Source organism: Sphingomonas sp. DMC8 (assembly GCF_056314185.1).
Genome location: NZ_JBQUYV010000009.1, coordinates 1 through 16595, shown reverse-complemented (window position 1 = coordinate 16595; position 16595 = coordinate 1). Strand labels below are relative to the sequence as shown.

General features: G+C 65.3%; 15 protein-coding genes. 8 read left to right on the top strand and 7 right to left on the bottom strand.

Features of this window, described 5'->3' with window-relative positions; genetic code table 11:
* Nucleotides 1–22: 22 nt before the first annotated feature.
* On the top strand, nt 23–1318 hold the full coding sequence (locus ACT53K_RS16875) for an MFS transporter (protein ID WP_476229884.1): 1296 nt from the start codon (nt 23–25) through the stop codon (nt 1316–1318).
* An 18-nt stretch (nt 1319–1336) separates the two neighbouring features.
* Here ACT53K_RS16875 and ACT53K_RS16870 read toward each other — a convergent pair whose 3' ends face one another.
* From ACT53K_RS16870 to ACT53K_RS16860, 3 genes are all read right to left on the bottom strand, one after another.
* Complete coding sequence (locus ACT53K_RS16870) at nt 1337–1504, bottom strand: hypothetical protein (protein WP_476229883.1); 168 nt, start codon at nt 1502–1504, stop codon at nt 1337–1339.
* 100 nt (nt 1505–1604) lie between these two features.
* A complete protein-coding gene (locus ACT53K_RS16865) occupies nt 1605–2615 on the bottom strand; it encodes a LacI family DNA-binding transcriptional regulator (RefSeq protein ID WP_476229882.1) in 1011 nt (336 codons plus the stop codon).
* 108 nt (nt 2616–2723) lie between these two features.
* On the bottom strand, nt 2724–5108 hold the full coding sequence (locus ACT53K_RS16860; protein ID WP_476229881.1) for a ribonuclease R family protein: 2385 nt from the start codon (nt 5106–5108) through the stop codon (nt 2724–2726).
* A gap of 141 nt (nt 5109–5249) precedes the next feature.
* On the opposite strand from ACT53K_RS16860, the gene ACT53K_RS16855 reads away from it, so the two are divergent.
* On the top strand, nt 5250–5420 hold the full coding sequence (locus ACT53K_RS16855) for a hypothetical protein (RefSeq protein ID WP_476229880.1): 171 nt from the start codon (nt 5250–5252) through the stop codon (nt 5418–5420).
* Here ACT53K_RS16855 and ACT53K_RS16850 read toward each other — a convergent pair.
* On the bottom strand, nt 5408–6007 hold the full coding sequence (locus ACT53K_RS16850) for a TIGR02466 family protein (protein WP_476229879.1): 600 nt from the start codon (nt 6005–6007) through the stop codon (nt 5408–5410). The genes ACT53K_RS16855 and ACT53K_RS16850 overlap by 13 nt on opposite strands.
* 157 nt (nt 6008–6164) lie before the next feature.
* Here ACT53K_RS16850 and fliF point away from each other — a divergent pair, with 157 nt between their 5' ends.
* From fliF to ACT53K_RS16820, 6 genes are read left to right on the top strand one after another with little or no spacing between them, the layout of a single operon-like run.
* Entirely contained in the window at nt 6165–7766 is a 1602-nt protein-coding gene (gene fliF / locus ACT53K_RS16845; RefSeq protein WP_476229878.1) for a flagellar basal-body MS-ring/collar protein FliF, read from the top strand.
* Nucleotides 7767–7776: 10 nt separating this feature from the next.
* Entirely contained in the window at nt 7777–8124 is a 348-nt protein-coding gene (gene fliN / locus ACT53K_RS16840; RefSeq protein ID WP_476229877.1) for a flagellar motor switch protein FliN, read from the top strand.
* Nucleotides 8124–9458, top strand: coding sequence for a sigma-54-dependent transcriptional regulator (locus ACT53K_RS16835; protein WP_476229876.1), 1335 nt, complete (start codon nt 8124–8126; stop codon nt 9456–9458). The genes fliN and ACT53K_RS16835 overlap by 1 nt, the downstream gene beginning before the upstream one ends.
* 20 nt (nt 9459–9478) lie before the next feature.
* Nucleotides 9479–11581 carry a flagellar biosynthesis protein FlhA gene (flhA, locus tag ACT53K_RS16830; protein WP_476229875.1) on the top strand — a complete coding sequence of 701 codons (2103 nt, stop codon included), beginning with the start codon at nt 9479–9481 and terminating at the stop codon, nt 11579–11581.
* 54 nt (nt 11582–11635) lie between these two features.
* Complete coding sequence (locus ACT53K_RS16825) at nt 11636–13138, top strand: flagellar hook-length control protein FliK (RefSeq protein WP_476229874.1); 1503 nt, start codon at nt 11636–11638, stop codon at nt 13136–13138.
* A gap of 10 nt (nt 13139–13148) precedes the next feature.
* Nucleotides 13149–13814 carry a flagellar hook assembly protein FlgD gene (locus tag ACT53K_RS16820; RefSeq protein WP_476229873.1) on the top strand — a complete coding sequence of 222 codons (666 nt, stop codon included), beginning with the start codon at nt 13149–13151 and terminating at the stop codon, nt 13812–13814.
* Between the two features lie 590 nt (nt 13815–14404).
* Here ACT53K_RS16820 and ACT53K_RS16815 read toward each other — a convergent pair.
* The 3 genes from ACT53K_RS16815 to ACT53K_RS16805 all read right to left on the bottom strand — a co-directional run bounded on the left by ACT53K_RS16815 (nt 14405) and on the right by ACT53K_RS16805 (nt 16244).
* A complete protein-coding gene (locus tag ACT53K_RS16815) occupies nt 14405–14749 on the bottom strand; it encodes a hypothetical protein (RefSeq protein WP_476229872.1) in 345 nt (114 codons plus the stop codon).
* Nucleotides 14750–14849: 100 nt separating this feature from the next.
* On the bottom strand, nt 14850–15251 hold the full coding sequence (locus ACT53K_RS16810; protein ID WP_476229871.1) for a hypothetical protein: 402 nt from the start codon (nt 15249–15251) through the stop codon (nt 14850–14852).
* Nucleotides 15252–15389: 138 nt separating this feature from the next.
* The gene (locus tag ACT53K_RS16805; protein WP_476229870.1) at nt 15390–16244 is read right to left on the bottom strand and encodes a flagellin; all 855 of its coding nucleotides are present in this window, start codon (nt 16242–16244) and stop codon (nt 15390–15392) included.
* Nucleotides 16245–16595 lie beyond the last annotated feature (351 nt).

Genomic DNA, 16595 nt, shown 5'->3' with positions numbered 1-16595 from the left:
CCACTTGGGGAGCTTATATCGAATGATCGGAGCGCTCGGGCTCATGAAGGAGCGCCGGTTCCTGCCCCTTTTCATCACGCAGTTCCTGGGAGCGTTCAACGACAACCTCTTCAAGAACGCGATGATCTTTTTCGCGACCTACCAGATCTTCAATTCGGTCGAGGAAGAAACGCGGTTCAGTGCCATCGCGACCGGCATCTTCATCCTGCCCTTCTTCCTGTTTTCCGCGCTCGCCGGCCAGCTGGCCGACACCTATGACAAGGCGCGGATCATGCGGATCATCAAGGCCGCCGAAATCGGCATCATGCTGGTGGGCGCATCCGGCATCTTCCTGAAAAGCCTGCCGATGATGCTGGCCGCGCTGCTCGGCATGGGCATCCATTCGACCTTTTTCGGGCCGATCAAATACGCGATCCTGCCGCAGCATCTGCGCGAGGACGACGTGCTGGGCGGCACCGGCATGATCGAAGCCGGCACCTATATAGCCATTCTGGGCGGTACCATCGCCGGCGGCGTGATCAGCGCTTATGGCGCCGCCTTCGCCGTGCTGGGCGTCGCCTGCGCGGGCTGGCTCGCCTCGCTCAAAATTCCGCCCGCGCCGCCGCTTACCAAGCTGAAGGTCGACTTCAACGTCTTCCGCGCCTCGGTGCGGTTGATCCGCGGCACGATGCACATCCGTCGCCTCTATCTGGCGATCATCTCCATCAGCGTGTTCTGGACGATCGCGGCAGTGCTGGGCGTGCTGTTCCCGCCGCTGGTCAAAAACGTGTTCCACGCCCAGAAGGACGTGGCCAGCGTGTTCCTGGGCATTTTTTCGGTCGGCATCGCGATCGGCTCGGTCATCATCAACCGGATGCTCAAGGGCAATATCTCGGCGCGCTATGCGGTGCCGTCGGTGCTCGCCATGTCGGTGTTCGTGGTCGATTTCCACTTCGCCGCACGCTTCTGGCCGATCCATGACGGCCCGCTGCTGAAGACCGCGGCCTTCATCGCCCTCCCCGCCGCCTGGCACATTCTGGCAGATCTGGCGCTGATTGCCATTACCGGCGGCATGTTCGTGGTGCCGCTCTACGCCTTCCTCACCACCACCGTGGAAAAGTCGCAGACCGCACGCACCGTCGCGGCGAACAACATCGTCAATGCCGGCTTCATGGTGGTCGGCTCGGTGGGGATCTTCGGCTTCAGCCGAATCCCCGGCATTCTTGTTGAGGATTCGCTGTGGATCGTGGTGTTGCTTTGCTTCGCCTCGGCCTGGTGCGCGCGGCGGCTGCACAAGGCTGGCGACGTACCGCGTACGGGCGAGGAATTTCCGGACTGATCTGCCCGGCGCGCTTCGTCAGAAAATGAAGGTGTAGAAGCAGACGAAGAAGGCGGTGAAGCTCAGCGCGAACAGGCGCAGATCCTTGTCGTCGCTTGCCTTGCGCTGCGCCACGATCGCGCGGCGCATATGCTGGCGGAACGGGTGGCGGCGGGCGATGCCCGGACAGGCGATCTGGCGTTGCATGCGCAGACCTTAACGATTTGTTTACCAACCGGGCCAGCGACAAAATGGGTTAACGACCGTCCATCAACGGGACGGTCCGCCATCGCCCCAATCCTGGCAATCAGCCTTTCGGCGCCGGCCCCGTGGTGGAACGCACCATCAGCTGGTGGCCCAGCGTCACCTGTTCCTGCACCGCATTGCCGGACAGCATCAGGTCGGCCGCAGCATAGGCAAGCTCGCGCACCGGCTGGCGGATGGTGGTGAGCGGCGGCCAGACTGCACGGGCAAGATCCGAATCGTCGAACCCGACAATCGAAAGCTGATCAGGCACGGCCACATCTGCCTCATGCGCCGCCGCCAGGACGCCCGCCGCCATATCGTCATTGCCAGCGAAAATGGCGGTCGGCCGGGGATTGCGCGCCAGCATCGCCTGCGCTGCCGCCATGCCCGAGGCGAAGCTGTAATCGCCGGAAACCACCAATTCCGGGTCAAACGCGATGCCGTGGGCCGCCAGTTCCGCCTGGTATCCTGCCAGACGATCGGCAGATGACACATGGCTCTCCGGCCCGCGGATCAGCGCGATGGCGCGGTGGCCCAGGCCGATCAGGTGGCGCGTGATCTCGCGCGCTGCGGCAACATCGTCCATCGTCGTCGCCATCCCGCTATGCTTGCGCACGCCGGGCGCGATTCGAACATAGGGCAGCCGCCGGCTGTCTAGCGCATCGAGCAGCGCCGTCGCTTCGGTAAGCGGCGGCGACAGGATCACGCCGTCGAGATGCGCCTCGTCCACCAGCGCCATCACTGCGCCTACCAGGTCCGCGGACTGGCTATCAACCGGCTGCATCAGCAGGCGATACCCCAGCTCCGAACAACGCTCGAGCGCGCCGGACTGGATGTGATAGACATAATAGGGGCTGGGGTTGTCATAGAACAGGGCGACCTGAAACGACTTGCGCCCTGCCAGCGTGCGCGCCGCATGGCTGGGGCGGAAGTTGAGCCGGGCGACCACTTCCTCGACGCGGCGGCGCGTCTCCTCGCTGACATGCTTCTCGTTGTTGAGCACGCGCGACACGGTCTTGAACGACACGCCTGCGATCTTCGACACTTCCTTGATCGTCGGACGCCCGGCCATGTTCTTCCTCTCGCAACACCGCTGTAAATCGCTTGTAGCGCGACTGTTACGTCAATGCACTGGACTTGACAGCGCTGTCCCGTCAAGGACCGCGCCGCGAACGGCAGCTCAGCGCTTCCGCCCCTGATGGCGGATATTGCCCGGCCGTCCGCGGCGGTGGATCACGCGCTTCGGCGCACCCTTGCCCGGCCGACCGGTGCGCGGCGGACCGCCCGCCGAGCCTTTGCCGTCGGGTAGTTCGAAGCGCAGCGCGCCCGATACCGGGTTCGCCTCCACCAGCCGCAGCGCGATCCGCTGGCCGAGGGTGAACGCCTCGCCGCTATGTTCGCCGACCAGCCTTTTGCCGGCCTCGTCGAAGTGGAAATACTCGCTGCCCAAATCGCGCGCCGCGACCAGCCCGTCGCCGCCCACGCCCTCCACCGTCGCAAAGAAGCCGAAATTCTGCACGCCGGTGATCCGCGCCTCCATCACTTCGCCGACATGCGCGGCGAGATAGGCAGCGACATAGCGGTCGATCGTCTCGCGCTCGGCCTCCATCGCGCGGCGTTCGAGCTGGCTGATAGATTCGCCGATGCGGTCCATGCTGCCGGCCTCCTCGGGCGTCAGCCCGCCCGGCCCCAGCCGGTACGCCTCCACCAGTGCGCGGTGGACCACCAGGTCGGCATAGCGGCGGATCGGCGAGGTGAAATGCGCATAGGAACCCAGCGCCAGCCCGAAATGGCCGACATTTTCCGGCCCGTAATAGGCCTGGGTCTGGGTGCGCAGCACCTGCTCCATCACCTGCGGGCGGAACTCCGCCTCGCCCACCCGGTCGAGGATGCGGTTGAACGTCGCCGGGCGGATCACCTGCCCCAGCGCGAACTCGATGTCGAAGGTCTTCAGATATTCCTTCAGCGCAGTGAGCTTCTCGCGCGCCGGCGGCTCGTGGATGCGGTACATCACCGGCGTCTTCTTCGCCTCCAGCGCCTTGGCGGCGGCGACATTGGCGGCGATCATGTAATCTTCGATCAGCTTGTGCGCATCGAGCCGCTCGCGCGGCGCGACCGAAAGGATGCGCCCCTTCTCGTCGAGCATGATGCGCCGCTCGGGCAGGTCGAGATCCAGCGGCTCGCGCTTGTCGCGCGCGGCGTTGAGCGCATGCCAGCACTCCCAGAGCGGGCGGAGCGCGGTTTCGGTGAGGTCAGCCAGAGCCACCCCGCCAGCCGCCTGCGCTCCCCTCCCGCTTGCGGGAGGGGTCGGGGGAGGGGAGACCAACATCTCGTCGGACGGCGCGGAGTCATCCCCTCCCCCAGCCCCTCCCGCAAGCGGGAGGGGAGCATCAGCGGAGAGCACTTCGCCATCAATCGCCGCCTGCGCATCCTCATAGGCAATGTTCGCCGCCAGCCGCACCACCGCGCGCGTAAACCGCCAGCTCTTGAGCGCCCCGCCCTTCGTCACCTGCAGATGGCAGGCGAGCGCCGCGCGATCGACGCCTTGCTTCAGCGAGCACACGTCTGCGGAGAGGATTTCGGGCAGCATCGGCACCACCCGGTCGGGGAAATAGACCGAGTTTCCCCGCTTGCGCGCCTCGCGGTCGAGTTCGGAGCCCGGCCGGACATAGAAGGACACGTCGGCGATCGCGACAATCGCCTTCCACCCGCCTTCGTTCGCGGGATCGTCGTCGGGCGCGGCCCAGACCGCGTCGTCATGGTCGCGCGCATCGGCGGGGTCGATCGCGACGATCGGCAAATGGCGCAGATCCTCGCGGCCATCGCCCAGCTTCTGCTTCGCCACCCGCTCGGCCTCTTCCAGCAACTCCTCCGAAAAGACGTTGGGAATGCCGTGGCGGTGGATCGCAATCATCGAGAAGCTGCGCGGCGCAAACGGATCACCCAGCCGCTCGACCACCTTGGCAGTGATCCGCGGCGGCCGGCCTGTCTTTTCCGCCAGCACCAGGTCGCCCGGCTCTGCCCCGCCGGCATCGGATACCGGCCAGTCGCGCCGGTCCTTCTTCTCGACGCCCTGCAACCAGAGCCTGCCGCCCTCTTCGTGCAGCACGCCCAGCATCAGTTCCTCGCCGCGCGCCAGCTTCTTCATCGGGTGCGCGATCCAGCCATTGCCGGCCTCTTCGGTCCGCGCGAGGATGCGGTCGCCCACCCCCAGCGCCGATCGTTTGCCGCGCCCCTCGCGCACGCGCAGCCGGGGCGCGGGCACATGCTCGGCCTCCCAGCGTTCGGGTACCGCCCAGACGGTGTCACCATCAGCATCGGTGACGCGCAGCACCGTCACCTTGGGCAGGCCGCCCATCTTGTGAAAGGCGCGGCCGGGGGCGACGTCGATCAGCCCCTCGTCGGTCATGTCCTTCAACAGCGCCTTGAGCAGGATCTTGTCCTGCGCGCTCAGCCCGAACGCCCGCGCGATCTCGCGCTTGCCTGCAGGCGTGTCGGAGGATGCGATGAAATCGAGAATCTGCTGCCGCGTCGGCAGCCCTGCTTTTGTTCTGTTCTTTGCCATTGGCCGCCAACATAGGGGCAAGCGGGCCAGCCGTCACCTGCGGCGATGCCGCCGCCCCCCGTAAAGTTGCGGGGCAGACAAAATGAACGCCGCGTTGACTATAATGGAACAGGGATCCTGTTCGGTTGAAGGAATCCACCCATGGCCATCGCCCGTTCCCTGTTCATCGGTTCCGCGCTCGGCACCTGTGCAGCGTTCGTATCACATGCGGGCGCGCAGCACCCGACGCGCGTCGCGAAGCCGGTGCCGAGCGTGCAGCATGCCGAAATGGTCGCCGCGCGCGACACCGCGCTGCGCGCTTACCAGCGATAGTTGAAGCTGACGCTGATCCGCTTTTCCTTGCCCGCCCCCGGCGGCACTTCGTGGCGCAGCCAGCTTTCCCAGAGCAGTACGGTGCCGACCTCGGGCACCACTTCGATAAAGGGCTGAAGCGATTCCGGCGCGTCCGGCCGCCGTGTCGGCGCGGCCATCATCATCGCCAGCCGGGGGTCTTCCAGCTTCAGTCCGCGTGAACCCGGCGGCAGCGCGACATAGACGGTGCCCGAGACGACGCTGTGCGGGTGGATATGGGCACCATGCCCGCCCTTGCCGTCGAGGACATTGACCCACAGGCTGTCCAACTTGAGCTTGCGCCCCGCCAGGTCGAACGCGCACGCCTCCGCAAACCGGGCGACATGCTTGTCGAGCAGCCGCTTGAGATCGGCGAATGCAGGGTCGCGGATCGGCAGATCGTCGAGCGAGGCATAGCTGGTATAGCCACGATAATGGTTCTCGCGGCACCAGCGCCGGCCGGCGCCATCGTCTTCCGCCAGTTGCAGGCAGGACGCCTCCAGATCGGCGATCAGGGCTTCGTCGCCCAGCGGCTGCTGATAGAGCAGAGTGGAAAATAGCGTGCGCACGCCTGCGCTATCGCGGCATTTGCCCGGCGCGGCAAGCGCCAGCCCCGCCGCACGATGCTAGGCAAAAAATTCCCACCCGGCAGAAACTGCCCGCCGCCCCCCGCCTATAAAGAGAGAAACGGGGCATCCGCCCCCGGTTGCACGGTACGGGGCAGCATTGGAAGCGATCAAGAATCTCGTGGCCCAGCTGGGGCCGAAGCGGCTGATGCTGATGGGCGGCGTGGCGGTCGCGCTGCTTGCCGTGCTGGCCTTTGTCGCCACGCGCAACGGCACGAGCGAGATGGGGTATCTCTATACCGATCTCGATCCCGCGGCCGCTGCCACCATCACCGAAAAGCTCAAGACGCAGAACGTCCCCTATACGCTGTCGGCCGACGGCACCTCGATCATGGCGCCGCGCGACAAGCTGGCCGAACTGCGCATGAGCATGGCCGGCGAGAAGCTGGGCGGCAAGATCGGCTATGACGTGCTCGATCAGGAGCAGCCGTTCGGCGTTTCCGCCAGCCGTGCCAAGCTGAACGAGACGCGCGCGATCGAAGGCGAACTGGCCAAATCGATCCAGACGATCCAGTCGGTCAGCGCCGCCCGCGTCCATATCGTGATGCCCGAACGCGCGATGTTCGCCAATGAAAGCCGCAAGGCGACCGCCGCCGTGACGGTGAAGACCAAGGGCCATCTGGGCGGCGAGACGATTGCCGCGATCCGCTATCTCGTTTCCTCCTCGGTGCCCGAGCTTTCCCCGGATTCGGTGTCGGTCGTGGACCAGACCGGGGCGCTGCTCGCACGGGCAGGCGATCCCGATACCGCCAGCGCTGCCGATGCCGACGACCGGCAAAAGGCAGTCGAAGCCCGGCTGCGCGACCAGATCGAATCGCTGCTTGAGCCGATCGTCGGCCAGGGCAAGGTCCGCGCCGAAGTGTCGGCCCAGATCGACCGTGATCAGACGCGCGAGGAATCGAACGTCTACGACCCCGACAAGCAGGTCGTTGCGCGTCAGGTGAGCGTAGAGACCGGCGACCAGAACCGCGAGAACGATGCCGGCCCGCAGACCGCCTCGGTCGCCAACCAGCTGCCCGATGCCAAGGCCAATAGCGGCGCGCCGGGGACCTCGCGCCAGTCGGCGAGCAACCAGACGTCCGAAGACACGACCTACGCCAACAGCTCGACCAAGACCGTGACGCTGCGTTCGCCCGGCAAGGTGACGCGCCTCACCGTTGCAGTGATGGTCGATGGTGGCGCCAAGGGCCTGCCCGCGCCGCAAATCCAGCGCCTGCAGCGGCTGGTGGAAAACACCGTCGGTGCCGACAGCCAGCGCGGCGACAGCGTGGTGGTCGAAAGCATGGCCTTTACTGCCGGCGACGCCGTGGAGAACAAGGGCGGCGGCATCCTTTCCTATCTGCCGCTCGACCACCTCTGGACACTGCTCCAGCTCGCACTGATCGGCGGCATCGGCCTGCTCGCCCTGCGCATGCTGAAGCCCAAGCCCGAGCCCGCCGAAATCCCCGTGGCCGAGCCGCAGCTCGACGCCCATTCGCCCGAGATGCGCCTGCTCGCCGAGCGCGCCGCCGATGGCGACCCCGAGGCACTCGAACAGATCGAGGCACTGGGCGGCAGCGAACAGGCACTGCTCGAACAGGAAATCGCCCTCGCCCAGGTCGATGGCCGCATCAAACTCTCTGCACTGAAGCGCATCGGCGAAGTCATCTCCGCCAGCCCGCCCGAGGCCGCTTCCGTGATCCGCCAATGGATGAACGCATAGGACTGCCCGCATGACGATCGATCCGCACGACATCATCCCATCCGACAACGAACCCCAGCCCAGCCCGGTGTTCGAGGATTTCGAACTGCCCGGCGCGACCGAGGCCCCTGCGGGCTCCGCCGGCCTGGAGGCCGTGCACGACGTGCCGGTGAAGGTGCAGGCCATTCTCGGCCGCGCCCGCATGCCGGTGGGGCAGCTGCTCAACCTCGCTTCCGGCACGGTGGTCGAACTCGACCGCCGGGTGGGCGAGCCGGTCGACATTTTCGTCAATGACCGGCTGATCGCGCGCGGCGAAGTCGTGCTGATCGACAATGCGCTGGGTGTGACGCTCACCGAAATCGTGCGGCCCGATCGCTGATGCCCGCGACCATCCGCATGTTGCTGATCGGCGCGCCAGGCACCGAGTTCCGCCGCGCTGCCGAGCTGGCGCAGAGCGCCGGCGCAGAAGTCGCCATGGCGGACACACCCGCCGATGGCATGAAAGAGCTGCGCGAGGGGGGCGGCGACCTGGTGATGATCGATGTCGAGGCCGATGTGGCTGGCTTTATGGCCAGCATCCGCGCCGAACGTTTTACCGTGCCCGTGCTGGCCTGCGGAATCGATGCCCCGGCCGAACGCGCCGTCGCGGCGATCCGCGCTGGCGCCCGTGACTATGTACCCCTGCCCCCGCAGCGCGACCTGATCGCCGCCGCTATCGCCTCGGTCATGGAGCGCAAGGCGCCGGCCTGGATCGGTGGCCATCCGGCACTGGCGCGCGCCCTGTCGCTCGCCGCCGCCGTCGCGCCCAGCGGGGCGCCGGTGCTGGTCTATGGCGAAAAGGGCAGCGGCAAGGAAATGATGGCCCGCGCGGTGCACGACGCCTCCGGACGTCCGCGCCCGATGGTGGTCGCCGAATGCGCCGGCGTCGCCCCGGACGTGCTCGAATCCGAACTGTTCGGGCATGAGGCCGGCGCCTTTCCGGGCGCGGTCGCGCGCCGGCTGGGTCGTCTGGAAAAAGCCGGGCACGGCACCATCCTGCTGCGCGAAGTGGGTGCACTGTCACAGTCGCTGCAGGCAAGACTGCTCGACGTGCTCCAGACACAGCGCTTCCGCCGCGTCGGCGGTACCGAACTGATCCCCTTTCACGCCCGGCTGATCGCCTCGACCAGCCTTGACCTGCAAAGCTGTGTCGAGGGGGGCACTTTCCGCTCGGACCTGCTGATCCGGCTCGGTCTGGTGCGGATCGACGTGCCGCCGCTGCGCGAACGCGACGACGACGTTGCCGAACTGGCGCTCTATTTCGCACAACGCTTCGCCGAAACCGATGGCGTACCGCCGCGTCCCTTTTCCGACGAGGCACTGGCACTGGTCCGCCGCTATCCCTGGCCCGGCAATATCCGCGAGCTGGAAGAGACCGTCCATCGCGCGGTGCTGCTGGGGCGCAACCCCACGATCCAGCCCGGCGATCTGGTGCATGCCGATGGCGTACCGCTCGCCGATGTCCAGACGGAGGCGGCAGCCCCGCTCCGCATCGACGGGCTGGTCGGCCGCACGGTCGAAGAAGTCGAGCGCGAGCTGATCCTGCAGACGCTGGAACGCTGCCACGGCAACCGCACCTCGGCGTCGCACATCCTCGGTATTTCGGTGCGGACGATGCGCAACAAGCTGCGCACCTTCATCGAAGCCGGCATCCCCGTCTCGCCTGCCCTGTAACGTCTGTCCGGTAGTCGCCCATGCCCCCTATCGTGCTGAAATTCCTCGACCGGATCGGCGCCAATCGCGACATGGCGCTGGCCGGTGGCGTGATCGCGATCATCGCGATGCTGATCCTGCCGATGCCGGGCTGGATGCTCGACATGGGGCTGGCGCTGTCCATCACCCTGTCGGTGATGATCCTGATGACCGCGCTGTTCATCGAAAAGCCGCTGGAACTCAGTGCCTTTCCGACGATCCTGCTGATCGCGACGATGCTGCGGCTGGGCCTGAACCTTGCCTCCACACGCCTGATCCTGGGCCATGGTCATGAAGGGCCGGATGCCGCCGGCGGCGTGATCGGCGCCTTCGGCGAATTCCTGATGGGCGGCGAGACGATCATCGGCCTGACGATCTTCATGATCCTGGTCGTCATCAACTTCGTCGTCATCACCAAGGGCGCCGGCCGTATCGCCGAAGTCGCCGCGCGCTTCAGCCTCGATTCGATGCCCGGCAAGCAGATGGCGATCGACGCCGACCTGTCCGCCGGCATGATCAACGAGGAACAGGCCAAGGCCCGCCGTGCCGAAGTGGAAGCCGAAAGCGGCTTTTACGGCGCGATGGACGGTGCCTCGAAGTTCGTGAAGGGCGACGCCGTTGCCGGCCTGCTGATCACCGCGATCAACATCGTCGTCGGGCTGGGCATCGGCGTGATCGAACATGGCGTGCCGGTTTCGGAGGCGTTCCGCACCTATACCGTGCTGACCGCCGGCGACGGCCTGGTCAGCCAGATCCCGGCGCTGATCGTCTCCACCGCCGCTGGCCTGCTGGTGTCAAAGGGCGGCGTGAAGGGGAAGACGGGCTCGGCGCTGGGCGACCAGCTCGGCCGCTATCCCAAGGCGTTCGGCATGGTCGCGTTCCTGATGGGCGTACTGGCGCTGATGCCGGGCCTGCCCTTCATTCCCTTCGCCGCCTTCTCCGCGCTGTCGGGGGTGGCTGCCTGGCAGATGGGCAAGCGCGCCACTGCCAAGGCCGCTGCCGAACGGCTCGCCGCCGCCCAGGCCGAAGCCCAGTCGCAAGTGGTGGAACAGCCGATAGCGCAGACGCTGGCCATCGACGCGGTGCGGATCGAGATCGGCTATGCGCTGCTGCCGATGATCAACGACGACACGCGCGAACCGCGGCTCGACGATCAGGTGCGCGCACTGCGCCGCCAGATGGCAACCGATTATGGCTTCGTGCTGCCGTCGGTCCGGATCATCGACAATATGAGCCTGAAGCCGAACGAATATGTCATCTCGATCAAGGAGACCGAGGCGGCCCGCGGCGAGATCAAGCTGGAAAAACTGCTGCTCATCAATCCGGGTGGCGGGCCGGTCGGCCTGCCCGGCGAGCAGACCAAGGAGCCGGTGTTCGGCCTTCCCGCGCTGTGGATCGATCGCGAACTACGCGAAGAAGCCGGGTTCCGCGGGCTGACCGTGGTGGATTGCGGCACGATCATCGCTACGCACCTGACCGAGCTGGTGAAGGACAATATCGCCGACCTGCTTTCCTACACCGAAACCCAGAAGCTGCTGACCGAAGTCCACAAGGATTCCGAAAAGCTGGTGGCGGATATCATCCCGTCGAAGGTATCGATCTCCAGCGTCCAGCGCATCCTGCAGAACCTGCTTTCCGAAGGCATTTCGATCCGCGACGTGCCGACGATCCTGGAAGGCATTGCCGAGGCGGCGCCGCTTACCAGCCATCTGACCCAGATGACCGAGCATGTCCGCGGCCGGCTGGCCCGCCAGATCAGCGCGCAGCAGACACGCGGCGACGCCATCCCCGTCGTCACCCTGTCGGCCGACTGGGACCAGGCCTTTGCCGATTCGATCCTGGGCCAGGGCGAGGACCGCCAGCTCGCAATGGCGCCGTCGATGCTCCAGCAGTTCATCGGCTCGGTGCGCGAAACCTATGACCGGCTGGCGACCGACGGGGAAATCCCCTGCCTGCTCACCAGCCCGTCGATCCGGCCGTTCGTCCGCTCGATCATCGAACGCATCCGTCCGGCCACGGTGGTATTGTCGCAGAACGAAATTCACGCGCGTGCCCGGGTGCGGGCGCTGGGCACGATCGGCGGAGAAACGCCGCTGCTGCGGTAATCCTTCTATAATAAAGGGAGCGGCCGAAACCGGCTGCCGGCAAGAGGCGACTGGATGAACGTCACGACGATCGGCTTTCCACTGGGGCAGGCGCCGGTGCCGGGTGCGGCAACCGATGCCGGCACCGGCTTTGCCGCGCTTCTCGGCGCGACGGGCACGCCCGCTATCGCGGGCATGGCGGGCAACGGGCTGGGCGCGACGCTGCCCGGCCTGGTGTCGAACGGCGCGCCGGCTGCTGCCGGTAGCGATGTGAAACAGCCGCTTACGCTACCGGGCGCGCCCCTTGCTACGCCTGAACCGCTCGCAGCCTCGACGAGCGACAAGCCGCAGATCGCGATGGCGCAGTTGCTTGCGACTGCGGCGCCAGCCGAGCCCGCTGCACCGGTCGTCGCAACCCTGACGCCCAACGCACCGACTGCGCCCGTCGCAGCCGACAAGCCCGTGGTCGAAAAGCCGGCCGCAATCCCCAACCCCGAGGCTCTGGCCAACACGCCGCCGCCGGCAACGCCCGCCGCGCCCGCCACCGCTGCGCAAAAGCCGGTCGCAACCGATCCGGCCTCGCAACCGCAACAGCCGGCAGCGACGGTCGAAGCCGCCAGCCAGCAGCAGGCCGAGCCCGCGGTGGCTCGCCGAGCACCGCGCGACGGCACAGCCAAGCCCGCACGGGCCGCACATGCCGTTATGCCTACGCAGGACGCGAGCGATCCGGACGCCGACGCCGAGGCGAATGCAGCCGCCCTCGCCACTGCCACGGCGACGGCCGCCGCGCCGCTGCCTGTCGCCGTACCGCAATCCGCCGCCCAGCCTGCCGCCGCGCCGGCAAGTCAGACGAGCGCCGCCGCTTCGGCCGCACCTGCGGCAAACGCGCACCCGCTCGCAGCCGCTGGCGCCGTAACCCAAGGGGCAGCAGGCGCGCAGTCCGGCGGCCAGGCGAAAACCGGCGACGGCGACGCGAAGGGTCATGGTGACAACCTTACGCCTTCGCTTGGCGACGCCCGCAGCACCGCGCCGATCGCACATGGCGGCACCAGCTTCCACGGCGCGCTTGCCGCTGCGGACGCCCCCGTTGCCGCCGGCACTGCGCAGGCCACCGCTGCAAGCCCCGCGGCCGAGCCCGTCATTGCCGCCCGTCCCGGCGAGCTTGGCCAGAAGCTGGGCCTCGAAATCGCCCGCAAGGTCGATGCGGGCGAAGAAACACTGCGCGTCCGCCTGAACCCGGCAGAACTCGGCCGGGTGGAAGTCACGCTGGCCTTTGACGACAAGGGCAGCCTGCAGGCGACGCTGCGCGCCGACAGCAACCATGCGTTGGCGCTGCTACGGCAGGATGCACCCGATCTCGGCCGCGCGCTGGATCAGGCGGGCATTCGCGCCGATGCGCAGAGCTTCCGCTTCGAAAGCCGCGATGGCGGTGCGAGCAACAGCGGCAACGGCCAGGGCCAATCGTCCGGCCAGCACTCGTCCGGCGGCAACCATCGCCAATTCAACGAAGAACCCGAAACGCCCGCCGCCGCCTATCGCGCCTTGCGCAGCGATGGTCAGGTGGATCTGATCGCCTGAGGAACCCACCATGTCCATCGTAACCAGCACGCCGAACACCAATCCGGTCGACACCAGCAAGACCAGCGCCGCGACCACCTCGCTCACCGGCGACTTCAACCTGTTCCTGAAGCTGCTCACCACGCAGATGCAGAATCAGGACCCGACGAACCCGATGGACACGTCGCAATACACGCAGCAGCTGGTGCAATATTCGCAGGTCGAACAGTCGATCCAGCAGAACAAGACGCTCAACTCGATCCTCTCGAACCTGACCGGGCAGAGCCTGACCCAGGGCTCGTCGATGATCGGCAAGCAGGTGGAGGTCACATCGGACACGGCAGGCCTTACCGCCGCCAGCCCGGCGCAGTGGAACTGGACCTCGCCGGTAAAGCTGACCGGGCTGACCGCGACGATGCTCGACGGCAAAAACGTGAAAATCGACACGCGCGACCTGACCGTCAACGGCGCCAGCGGTACGTTCAGTTGGGACGGCAAGACCGCCGCCGGCACCACCGCCCCGGACGGCGCGTACAAGCTGGTGCTGCAAGGTACTGATGCGAATGGCAAAACCGTCAAGCTGACTCCGACGGTGGTAGGCACGGTGGCCAATGTCCAGATGATCAACGGACAGGCGCTCGTGTCGATCAACGGCGCGCAGTACGACACTTCCGGCATCACCCGCGTCGGGCAATAAGCAGTCACCTGACGGTGATATTGCCGGCGCGCAGTCGGGAGGGGCAGGTAAAACCTGCCGGACCGCCACGATGCCGCGCCTGTATGCTGCAGTTGCTGCGTCGCCCGCGAATATTGCGGGGGCGTCGCAGCTCAGGATTTGCTGTACCAAAACAGGTATAGCCCCTTACGTACAAATCCTGTACTCAAATATCGCCGAAAATACTTCCCGGTTTTCTGCATTTCGTCTATAACAATACAAGAGACGAGCTGATCGTTCCGATCCCCTCGCGAGAGGCTCGCCTCTTACCAGTCTCCAGGCGCCCCCCGCCTGGTTTGCGCGGCAGGCCGGTTCCCCCCAACCGGCCTGCCGTATGCATTTGGGGCCCCGGAGCGGGCGTTCCTATTCCCACGCAGCGAGAACGACCGGCACGCGAACCGGATTGCGCATGATGCGGGTATCAGCCCTACATTGCGGCCTCCTGCCCGCATCAGCTCGCTTGCCGCGATCACTCCGGGCTGGAGTAGGCCAGGCCTTCACCCCCGATCAGGCAATAAAAAGGGGAGCGTACGCTTGCGCACGCTCCCCAAGTCTTCAGGACGAATTCGCTATCAGCCGTTCGCAGCGCTCAGGCGCGTGATGGTGCCATCGCGGGGGGCCATCGGCAGCAACTGGATCGGCGCGACCGCAGGCTGCGCAGCCTCGCGCACCGTCGCCTGATCCAGTTCACAACCCGCGAGCGCGGACGGGATTGCCAGCATGGCAATGCATTCGGCCACGGCAGGATCCTCGCGCGGACCAATCGTGTCGAGCACGTCCGCCAGGGTCATGCCCGGCGCCGCCAGAGCGCGTTCTGCCGCCGCATTCCACAAAGCGTTAACGTCTGCAACGCTAAGCGAAAGTGTAACCGTATAAGTCGCTGCCGAAAGGCCGATGCCAAACTCGCGAAAATCCATCACTGCACCCCTGCTACCCGGTGGTATCGCTCTTTGAATCTGCCCCACATCAGCCGCATCGCGTATTCAGTAGATGCACCTAATGGGGAATTTACGGTGTTTAATGCACGCGCGCCTCTGCCCGCCGCGCCAGTTCCCGCGAATGCGCAGTAACGATGCACAATTCTGCATATAATCTATCCCAGAATGGCGCAGGGATTTCCAAACCGACATCACCAGCTTGAGTAATTTCTAAAGTTGCTGCTGGATCAAGCGAAAGTCTAAATCGCGTTCCAAAAACGCCGTCTACGTGCTCATCTGGCAAAGAATTAGGCACCGCCAGTCTCGCAGACATGATATAGCCTGACAGTACATCGGCGCCATAACCGTCTAGCATTACCCGCGGGCGCCCTTTCAAGTCCGGCCGCTCGACTACGACCAGCGCGCCGGAGGGATGTTCCTCCACACTCACACGCAGACGGCCGCCAAAGGCATCGGTGATTTCACGAATACGCGGAAACAAGCGCAATTCTCCTGTCTTGTTTCATTATAGAAGGGTCAACCATTGGCGCCGGACGATGCGGCACAAAAAAAGGCCGGGATGGCGTACCATCCCGGCCTCCGTTCAAGCCTTTGGCCCCCAGGGTTGGGCCTAGGGCTCTTAACGGAACAGCGACGTGATCGTCTGCGGCGCCTGGTTGGCGATCGACAGAGCCTGAACACCAAGCTGCTGCTTGACCTGCAGAGCCTGCAGGTTCGCAGATTCCTTCGCCAGATCGGCGTCCACCAGGTTGCCGATGCCGGCCGAAATCGTGTCCGACAGCTTGCTGGTGAAGGTCGCCTGCGCGTCGATCTTGCGCGAGGCCGCGCCGAGCGTGCTCAGCGAGGTCTTGAGGTTGTTCTGCGTGGTCGTCAGCGTATCGATCATCGACTGGGCATTCGCCTGGGTCGAGATGTCGCCGCTGGCCGAAACGGTGACCACCGAACCACCCAGATCGAGGCCCTGGTTCGCCACGGTGAGCGAATCCGGATCCCAGGTCGTCGTGCCGGTGTTCGAATCCTGCAGCGACTGCAGCGCGGTAACGGTACCGCCCGAAGCCTTGAGCAGGTTCGTGCCGTTGAAGTTGGAAGCGTTGACGATCGTGGTGATCTGGTCGCGAAGCGCCGTGAAGTCGTTGTTCAGCGCGGTGCGGGTCGCGGAGTCGATACCAGCGTCGGCAGACTGATACGCTTTAGCCTTCATCTGGTTTACGACGTCCGAGATCTGCTCGGCGCCGGCAACGGCAACGTCGGTCACGCTCTTGGCGCGGCTCAGCGACGAAGAAACGGCCTTCAGGCCGCCAAGGTCGCCACGCAGGCCCTGAGCAATAGTGTACGAAGCAGAGTCATCCTTGGTCGACGAAACCGAGAGGCCGGTGTTGATGCGGCTCTGGGTGGTCGACAGATCCTTCTGGGTCTGGGTCAGATTCTGCAGCGCGGCCATCGCGCCGATGTTCGTGTTAACGGAGAACGCCATGGTGATTTCCTTCTTGGAATAGAGTCGCTTCTGCGACCCGGACCGGAAACGCCGACCCTCGACGCGGCACTGAACGTGCCATGCACCTCCATTGTGGGAAAAATTACAGGAGGACCAAAATAGTCCTTCAAATTTTGATGGTTACCGGCGCGTTAAGCACTTTTCATGCACCATTGCCCGACTCCTTGGGGGAGCTGGGTGAATTGAAGTCCACGCATGGATTCCCCTCCCTGCAAAGGGGGGGGGGGGGGGGGGGGGGGGGCGAAAAAAAAACAAAAAAAAAAAAAAAAAAAAAAAAAAAAAAAAAAAAAAAAAAAAAAAAAAAAAAAAAAAAAAAAAAAAAAAAAAAAA